At 68.4% G+C, this 459-nt stretch carries 1 protein-coding gene; it reads right to left on the reverse strand.

Going from position 1 to position 459, the window contains the following annotated elements:
• A partial coding sequence (locus EN969_RS34850; protein ID WP_348632434.1) for an FGGY family carbohydrate kinase occupies positions 1-459 on the reverse strand: 459 nt, incomplete at both ends.

Consider the following 459-nt stretch of genomic DNA (forward strand, 5'->3'; position numbering starts at 1 on the left):
TCTCCGGGTCGATTGTCGCGCTGAGTTCGATGATACGGGCGAGCGGAAAGTGCTGGGCCAGCACCTTGCCGCCTGAGTTCGAGGCACCGCCCGCCAGCCAGGCGTTGCCGAGCCGGTGGCTGTAGATGCCGAAGCGCGGCGCCGAAATCGGCCGGTCGGACAGGATCTTGATGGTCAGCGAGGATCCCAGCGCAGTGACCCCGTCGCCGATCGCGGCGGCACCGGTCGCCAGGAACGAGGCGCAGCCATCCGTGGTGCCGGCGACGACGGCCACATCGCGCGGCAAGCCGAACAGTTCCCCGGCTTCCGCGGTGAGGGCGCCCGTGACCTCGCCCGGCACGATCACGCGCGGCAGCAACTCCATGCGCATTCCGGTCGCCGCGATCCATTCCGGCCAGCGGCGGGCCTCGACATCATAACCTGTCTTCAGGGCATTGTTCTCGTCGCTGACGTCGAAGC

This window comes from Mesorhizobium sp. M7A.F.Ca.CA.003.01.2.1, from assembly GCF_003998945.1.
Taxonomy (GTDB): Bacteria; Pseudomonadota; Alphaproteobacteria; order Rhizobiales; family Rhizobiaceae; genus Mesorhizobium; species Mesorhizobium ciceri.